The following is a 381-nucleotide window of genomic DNA, read 5'->3' on the forward strand; positions in this document are numbered from 1 at the left end:
GGACACGCCCCACTCGGTGTGGCTGGGGATGATGGAGGGCTACTCCCTCCTGTCCGGGCACCTGGTGCGGCGCTACGGCAACCGCGTCAACCCCGACGCCCACCCCGCCGGCGTCATCGCGACGGGGACGCTGGGGCCGGTGTACGCGGAGGCCTTCGCTTCGGACGTGCTGAGCGCGCGCCTGATGGGAGCGGAAGTGGCCCTGGACGTGCAGCACGTCCTCTTGGGCCGGCCCCCTGTCCCGGGACGCTACACGCTGGCGCTGTCGGCGGTGCATGACGGGGGGCGGGTGGGAGGCACCTCGAAGCCCCTGACGCTGGCGCACCTGGACGCCACCGCGGTGGTGCTGCGGCGCGGGCGCAAGGGCCAGAGGGTGGAGGC

The 381-nt window shown here is 74.0% G+C and carries 1 pseudogene; it reads left to right on the forward strand.

The features are described from left to right. Nucleotides 1-381, forward strand: a pseudogene (locus tag D7X12_RS42190) (hypothetical protein); the annotation flags it as partial.

This window comes from Corallococcus sicarius, assembly GCF_003611735.1.
Taxonomy (GTDB): Bacteria; Myxococcota; Myxococcia; order Myxococcales; family Myxococcaceae; genus Corallococcus; species Corallococcus sicarius.